General features: G+C 72.2%; 7 protein-coding genes. 1 reads left to right on the top strand and 6 read right to left on the bottom strand.

Going from position 1 to position 7151, the window contains the following annotated elements; all coding sequences use genetic code 11:
• Nucleotides 1–141 precede the first annotated feature (141 nt).
• From ACFXGX_RS39110 to ACFXGX_RS39085, 6 genes are all read right to left on the bottom strand, one after another.
• Nucleotides 142–1419, bottom strand: a complete 1278-nt coding sequence (locus ACFXGX_RS39110) for a hypothetical protein (protein WP_384801845.1) — start codon at nucleotides 1417–1419, stop codon at nucleotides 142–144.
• A gap of 62 nt (nucleotides 1420–1481) precedes the next feature.
• Nucleotides 1482–2591 (bottom strand): hypothetical protein, encoded by a 1110-nt coding sequence (locus ACFXGX_RS39105; RefSeq protein WP_384801842.1) that lies wholly within the window; start codon nucleotides 2589–2591, stop codon nucleotides 1482–1484.
• Between the two features lie 5 nt (nucleotides 2592–2596).
• Nucleotides 2597–3580 (bottom strand): hypothetical protein, encoded by a 984-nt coding sequence (locus tag ACFXGX_RS39100; RefSeq protein ID WP_384801833.1) that lies wholly within the window; start codon nucleotides 3578–3580, stop codon nucleotides 2597–2599.
• Nucleotides 3581–3610: 30 nt separating this feature from the next.
• On the bottom strand, nucleotides 3611–4333 hold the full coding sequence (locus ACFXGX_RS39095; protein ID WP_384801831.1) for an LPXTG cell wall anchor domain-containing protein: 723 nt from the start codon (nucleotides 4331–4333) through the stop codon (nucleotides 3611–3613).
• 265 nt (nucleotides 4334–4598) lie between these two features.
• Nucleotides 4599–5231, bottom strand: a complete 633-nt coding sequence (locus ACFXGX_RS39090; protein ID WP_384801828.1) for an ATP-binding protein — start codon at nucleotides 5229–5231, stop codon at nucleotides 4599–4601.
• A gap of 275 nt (nucleotides 5232–5506) precedes the next feature.
• Entirely contained in the window at nucleotides 5507–5875 is a 369-nt protein-coding gene (locus tag ACFXGX_RS39085; protein WP_355776046.1) for an STAS domain-containing protein, read from the bottom strand.
• Between the two features lie 249 nt (nucleotides 5876–6124).
• Between ACFXGX_RS39085 and ACFXGX_RS39080 the strand changes: the two genes are divergently transcribed.
• On the top strand, nucleotides 6125–7042 hold the full coding sequence (locus ACFXGX_RS39080; protein ID WP_384801825.1) for an RNA polymerase sigma factor SigF: 918 nt from the start codon (nucleotides 6125–6127) through the stop codon (nucleotides 7040–7042).
• Nucleotides 7043–7151 lie beyond the last annotated feature (109 nt).

Here is a 7151-nt window from a genome sequence, read left to right as displayed (position 1 = left end):
GCACCGTTCGGTGCGGCGGCCCTTCGCCGTTCCCGCGGCCGTTCACGCCGCCGGGCGGCGGCCGGGCGGCGGCCGGGCGGCGGCCGGGCGGCGGCCGGGGTGGGGACCGGATCGAGGGTCACGGGGATCAGCGCGTGCCGGTCACCGTGTCCGGCGGCGCCCCGGCATGAAGGTGAAGACCGCGCCGCCCAGCAGGACGACCGTGCCCGCCACCAGTCCGAGCGCCTGGAGGGCGCTGTGGCTGTCGGAGCCCGTCTCCGCCAGGCCGCCGCTGGAGGACGTACCGGCGGAACCGGAGCCGGACGAGGTGGAGCCGCCGCCCGAGGCACCGCTCGCCTGCTCCGAGGTGTCCAGGGTCAGCGAGACCTCGGACTTGGCCGGGGTGCAGGTCGTCGTCGTACCCAGGGCCATCACCGTCAGCACACCCGGGGCCAGGGTCGAACTCCCGGTCGCGCCCGGCTTGTAGGTGCCCGTCAGATCGGGGATCTCGATCGGGTCGCCGGACTTGATGGGCGCGGAGTTCGTCGGACCCTCCACATGCACCGTGCCCTTGTCGGCGCCGCCCAGGACCACCTCCATCGACGGCTTCACGGAATCCGCGGGGATGTCCGCCGGGCTGTCCATCACCGACGCCTTGAACCGCACGGTGAGGCCGAAACTCCCGCCGTTCTTCTTCGCGTTGATCTGGACGGCCGAGGTGGCGTTCTTGTCTCCGATAGGCGTCTTGCACGTGTAGGGCACGGAGACCTCCTTGCCCGTGAAGTCGGTCTGCCCGCCGGACCCGCCGGTGTCACCGCCCCCGTCGGTCCCGCTGCCGCTCGGCGACGGGGTGGCCGATCCGCTCGGCGAACTCGGAGTCGGAGTGGGGGTGGGAGTCGGGGTCGGGGTCGGCGTGCCGCCCGAACCGCCGCCGCTCGTCACCTTGATGGTCGCCGAGGGGCTCACCGCCGCCTTGGGCGTGCACTTGGTGTCGGTGGAGATCGGCTTGCTGACGTTGATGTTGTACGCGTCCGGGGTGAGCGTGACGTCGCCCGCCGTCGTCAGCTTCAGCCTGCCCGTCATGTCGGACAGCTTCATGGCGCTGTTCTTGGGGATGGCGGGGTTCTCGCGCGGTCCCTCCATCGCGATGTCCGCCGTCTGCGCGCCGCCCGCCTTCAGCGTCCCGGTGGGCTTGACGGTGTTGGCGTCGAGGTCGAGGACGTCGGGGTTCTTCGAGGCGGCCTGGGTGAACTTCCAGGTGATGGTGACCTCGTCGCCCACCTTCGCCTCGGCGGGCGCGGTGATCTCCACCTTCGTGGTGCCCTGCACGGCGGGCAGCCCGGAGATCGCGGGCGGAATGCACTCCGTGCTGTACGACACCTCGGCGGCCTGCGCGGGGACGGCGGCCACTCCCAGCAGGATGCCCGCACCGCCGAGCATCAGCGCGACCCCGGCCGCGCCCGCTCTGCGGCCTCCGGCCCGTTTCACTCTCCGTTGCGTGCTCACGTATGCCCCTTTCTCGTCTGCGTCGTCGGACCGTTCTCGTGCGGTGCGGAGAGCTGACCGTTCGCCCCGGTCCCCGGATCGGTCTCCGGGGTGAACCAGGGCAGGGCCGGAACCGGGGAGGCGGAGTCGTCCGCCGGTGTCCGGGGGGCGGGGTTCGCCCAGGGCAGGCGCAGGGTGAGCTCGCCCGGCCGCAGCCCCCGGTGCCGTCCCGCCCGTCCGGTCGACCTGCGGGGGCGCACCCGGTCCACCACGGCCATGCCGACGCGGAACACGGCGGCCGGGACGACCACGCAGAGCAGGATCCAGAAGACGGTGACTCCCCAGGGGCGGCCCACGCCCCACGGCTGCTCGGCGAGCACCTTCCCGCCGTACTTCAGCGAGATCGTGTAGTCGCCGTGCGCCCCGGCCGACAGTTCGACCGGAAGTCTGATCTGTGCCTTGCGGCCGGGCGCGATGCTGCCGCGCCACTGCTGTTCCTCCCACTGCGGGGCGAACACCCCGTGGGCGGTGCCGACCTGGAAGACCGGGTTCTTCACGGGGCTGGTACCGACGTTGCCGACGGTGAGGACGAGGGTGCGCGAGGGCGGTGAGCCGAACCAGGTCAGCAGACCGCCGGACCCGTCGAGCCGGGGGTCGGTCAGCACCGAGATCCGGCCGCCGCTCTCCTCCTTCGGCAGCGGCGCCACCGCGTGGCCGGCCACCATGAAGACGGCGTCGGCCTCGGCCTTCTCCCCGGTGACGGTGGCGACATGCACCACGCAGGGGCAGGGCTTGGGCGGCTCGGCGACCGGCAGTTTCCTGCTGAAGCCGCCCTTGGCGTCGGTGGTGACGGCCCGTCCGTCGGCGTTGGCGCAGGAGTTGGTGCCGCCGATCACCCCGCGCGAGGGCACGGACTGCCCGCAGACCAGCATCATCAGCAGCGTCCCGGGCCGCCATCCGCTGCCGGTCACGGTGATCGAACCACCGGTTCCCGCCTCGGACTTGGACAGCGTGACAGCCGGCTTCCCGGCGGCGGCCGCCGATCCCGCCGGCCCCACCACCGCCAACGGAACCAGGACGAGTGCCAGCACCGCCCCCAGCGCCGCCGCCCGTATCTTGCCGTCCAGGACGCTCACGACACCGCTCCCGTCAACTCGACTTCCGTGCGGCTCTGTTCGCCGGCCCCGCCGTCCCGGACCCGGCGCCCGCGACGCCCGGGTCCCGGCACCCCGGCCCGCCTCCGGTGCCGTACGACGGACAAGGCGGCCGACAGCGCCATCAGGGCGCCCGACACCGCGGCCACCGCGCCCCACGGCACCGACCGGACCTCCGCGGTACCCGTCGCGCGCACCCCGCCCGCCGCCGTCACCGTCAGCCGGACCGTCGCCGCGTCGAACGCCGGCGGGCCGGTCCACGGTTCGTGGAGCGTGACGCGGCGGCCCGGCAGGAGCTCGACGGGCAGCGCGCGCGGGCCGCGGTCGAGCAGGGTGCCGAAGACCCCGCCGGCGTGCACGGCGAGCCGCGGAGCGAGGACCGTGGTGCCGCGGTTGACCAGCTCGTACGAGATCCCGCCGCCGCCCGCCCTGACGTGCTCCACTGTCAGCGCCGACAACGCCGGCCCCGGCACCCGGAGCTGGACCCGGACCGCCGAGGTGCGGCCGCCGCCCCTCGCGACGATCGCGCCGGGATGGTCACCGGGCGCCGCCGCGGCCGGCACGCCGATGGTGAAGGGCACGTCGGCGCGGGTGTGCGCCGGCACCCGTACGGACAGCTCCCGCACCGCCGTCCTGCGGCCGTCCGCGTGTCCGGCGAAGGCGATCCACGCGCCCGTGTCCGCCGCCCTTTCGCGCACCGTGAAGGCGCCGTCGGCGGTGTTGTCCGCGTCGGCGCCGCGCAGCCGGACCGTGACGGGCCGCGTACCGGGGTTGAGTACGGACACCGAGTCCTGGAGGACCGTGCCGGGCGCTCCCTCCGCGTAGACGGAGGGCCGTCCGCCGGTCGTGCCGCCCCCGGCCGGCACGACGGACCAGCCCTCGGCGGCCAGGGCCGTCGGTGCCGCGCTCAGCAGCACGAGGGTCAGGCCCAGCGCGCGGGCGGCGGGAAGTGCGTACGGCATGCGGCGGCTCCAGGTCGCGGTGCGGGAAGGTCAGCGGCGTACCGCCTGATGCCTGCGCGTCAGCCACAGCACGCCTGCCGCGCCGGCGAGCAGGACCGTGCCGCCGAGGGTGCCGAGAGCGATCACGGAGTCCTCGGGGCCGGTCTGCGGGAGGGAGTCACCGGAGCCGGAGCCGCTCTGGCTCCCGCCGGCGCCGGAGCCGGAGGAGCCCGAGCCCGACGAACCCGAACCGCCGGCCGCCGTGACGTCGAGGGTCAGCGAGGGCCCCGGGCTGTTCGAGGGCGTGCACGTGGTCGTGGTGCCGAGTGCCTTGATGGTGAGGACGCCCGCGGTGAAGGTGACCTTGCCGGACTTCTTCGGCGTGTAGGTTCCGCTCAAGTCACTGATCTTGATGGGGGTGTTGGCGGGAATGGCGGCCGCGTTGGCCGGTCCGCTGACCGCCACCGTGCCGCTGTCCGCGCCGCCCACCTTGATGACGGCGCTCGGCGACATCGCGCCCTTGCCGAGCTCGACGGGGCTGGACGAGACGCCCTTCTGCCAGGACATGGTGAGCTTGTAGACGCTGCCGCTCTTGACGCCCTTGATGTCGATGGGAGAGACGGCGCTCTTGTCGCCGATCGGCGTCTTGCACTGGTAGTTGACGTCCACCACGTCGGCCTGGGCTGCGGGGGCGGCCGTCAGCACCGCCGAGCCGGCCAGGGCCGCGGCGAACGCGAGCGCGGCGGTTCGTTTCTGGTACGTCCGGTACGTCACGGGCTCGCCCTCATTCCTGACGGTACATCAGATCGGCCGTCAAGGTACGCCCGGTGACTTGTGGAGGGAAGACAAAGTGCGCGCCGGATCCGTGGGGATCCGACGCGCATCGGGCGGCGCACGAGGAAGGGTCCGGACCACTCGGGACAGTGGCCGGACCGAAGGGCTGGGGCCGGGCAGACGCGAAGTGCCGGACAGGCTCTGGGCCGTGTCCGCAACGTCTCGCCCGCCCTTCGGGCGGACGACGCGACTTGGCGGACGTGACCTAGGCGGGAGCGCCGAGTTCCGCCCAGACCGTCTTGCCCGCGACTCCGGGCGTCCGCAGGACCCCCCAGTCGAGGCAGAGCCGCTGCACGATGAACATGCCGTGGCCGCCGGGACGGCCGGCGCGGTGCGGGGTGCGCGGGGCGGGCTGGCCCGCCCCCCGGTCGGAGACCTCGATGCGCAGCACCTTGTTGTCGAGGGAGATCCGGAGCCCGTCCGGGCCCTCGGCGTGCAGACAGGCGTTGGTGACCAGCTCGGAGACGACCAGCAGGACGTCCTCGGCGGCCGCCCGCCGGTCGGCGCTCGCCGCGGGCAGCCAGCCCCACGCGTACAGCGCCTGCCGGGCGAAGTCGCGGGCGAGCGGCACGACGCCGCTCTCGCCGGCGAGGCTCAGCGACCGGACCTGACGGCCGATGGGCGCGGAAGCCGCTCCGGCGGCCGGGGAGGCGCCGCCTGCGGGCGTCGCGCCGGCCGTGGAGGCACGGTCGGCGGGCGTCTCCCCGGCCGGGGAGACGCTCTCGCCGGGCGTCGCGCCGTCCACGGGCGCCACGCTCCGCGCGGACACCGCGGAAGCGCCGCCGTCGCCCGGCTCCGGGCCGCGGTCGCCCGGCGTACAGGGCCGGGTGGTGCTCATCAGCGCTTCACCTCACCGATTCACCGGTTCACGATTCAAGACTCAGTACGCAGTACTCAGTACGGATGGAGCAACGGCTTTCGCCGCTGGTGGATCAACAACTTCCGCCGCCCCGGCCGCCGAGCCCTGGACCGCCGGTGCATCCAGGATGTCTCCTGCCCGACGGAACCGTCCGAACACCCACTTTTTCGGCACGGGCCCCGTGACGCCAGTAACGCGCCGATCACGCAGAGGCGCCCGGGGCGGGGAAGGCGACATGGCGGAAGGCCTTCGGCTCAGCCGGACAGCGCCGCTTCGAGCGTGTCGTGGACGGTGAAGACGGCCTCCGCCCCGGTGATCTCGAAGACCCGCGCGACCACCGGCTGCATCGCCGCCAGATGCACCCCGCCACCCGCGGCCTCGGCCTTCAGCCGGGCGCCGAGCAGCACGTTGAGCCCGGTGGAGTCGCAGAACTCCAGACGGGAACAGTCGATGATCAGGCGCGCATACCCCTTTTCGAGGCAGCCATCGAGTGGCTCACGCAACAAATCGGCCGTGTGGTGATCGAGCTCACCCGCGGGAGTCACGACGGCACTCGTGCCCTCTTCCCGCACCTCGACAAGAAGCCGGCCAGACTGTGCGCTGCCGACCGTCCCGCGGTCCATGCCGTCTCACTTCCGAGTGTCGCGACTACTGACGTACGCACTCGAACACTACGCCTTCTCTACGTCACCCGACACCCGAACAACCCCATGAAAATGGACATTTCACCACAGATGACACTTGCGGTGAGTTCGGGAAACCGGATAGGGCTAGTAGAGACACCTATCCGACCCGGCCGGCTTTGGAGGCGCCGCACACCGCAGTGCACGTATTGGCATCGGCGGCCATATGCCGAGAACGATGGAGGACACATGTCACCCCGGCTCGACGCATCGCAGACCCTGACGGCGACCTCGACTCCTTCTCCGGGTTCCCCGGAGCGCGTCGACGCAACCGGGACCCACGGAGTCGACGAACTCACCGGACTCGACGGACTTCCGGAGATCCCCCCGTACGACCAGGTGGGGCCGGTGGACGCACGGGCTCTGTCCAAGACACTCTTCGCGCGGCTGGAGTTCCTCGAAGAGGGCACGCACGACTACGCGTACGTACGCAACACACTCGTCGAACTCAACCTCGCACTGGTGAAGTTCGCCGCCTCCCGCTTCCGCTCCCGCAGCGAGCCGATGGAGGACATCATCCAGGTCGGCACCATCGGCCTCATCAAGGCGATCGACCGCTTCGAGCTGAGCCGGGGCGTCGAGTTCCCCACCTTCGCGATGCCGACGATCATCGGCGAGATCAAGCGCTTCTTCCGCGACACCTCCTGGTCGGTGCGGGTGCCCCGCAGGCTCCAGGAACTCCGGCTCGACCTGGCCAAGGCCGGCGACGAGCTGGCCCAGCGCCTCGACCGCGCCCCGACCGTGAACGAGCTCGCGGAACGGCTGGGCATCAGCCGCGACGAGGTCGTCGAGGGCATGGCCGCGTCGAACGCCTACACGGCCAGTTCGCTGGACGCCCAGCCCGAGGAGGACGACTCCGAGGGCGCGCTCGCGGACCGCATCGGCTACGAGGACAACGGACTCGAGGGCATCGAGTACGTGGAGTCCCTCAAGCCGCTGATCGCGGAACTCCCGCAGCGCGACCGGCAGATCCTCTCCCTGCGCTTCGTGGCGAACATGACCCAGTCCGAGATCGGCGACGAACTCGGCATCTCCCAGATGCATGTCTCCCGGCTCCTGTCGCGCACCCTCGTGCGACTCCGGAAGGGCCTGACCGTCGAGGAGTGACACGGCTTCGCGGCCCGCGGGGCCGCGCGGCCGAGCGGTGGGGGGGGCCCCGGGGCCGCCCCGGGGGGGGTTTACAAACGAAGGCGGCGCGGCGGTATTTTGGTTTTTT

The organism is Streptomyces sp. NPDC059371 (assembly GCF_042751995.1).
Lineage (GTDB): Bacteria > Actinomycetota > Actinomycetes > Streptomycetales > Streptomycetaceae > Streptomyces.
This window is presented reverse-complemented; position numbering and strand designations above follow the sequence as displayed.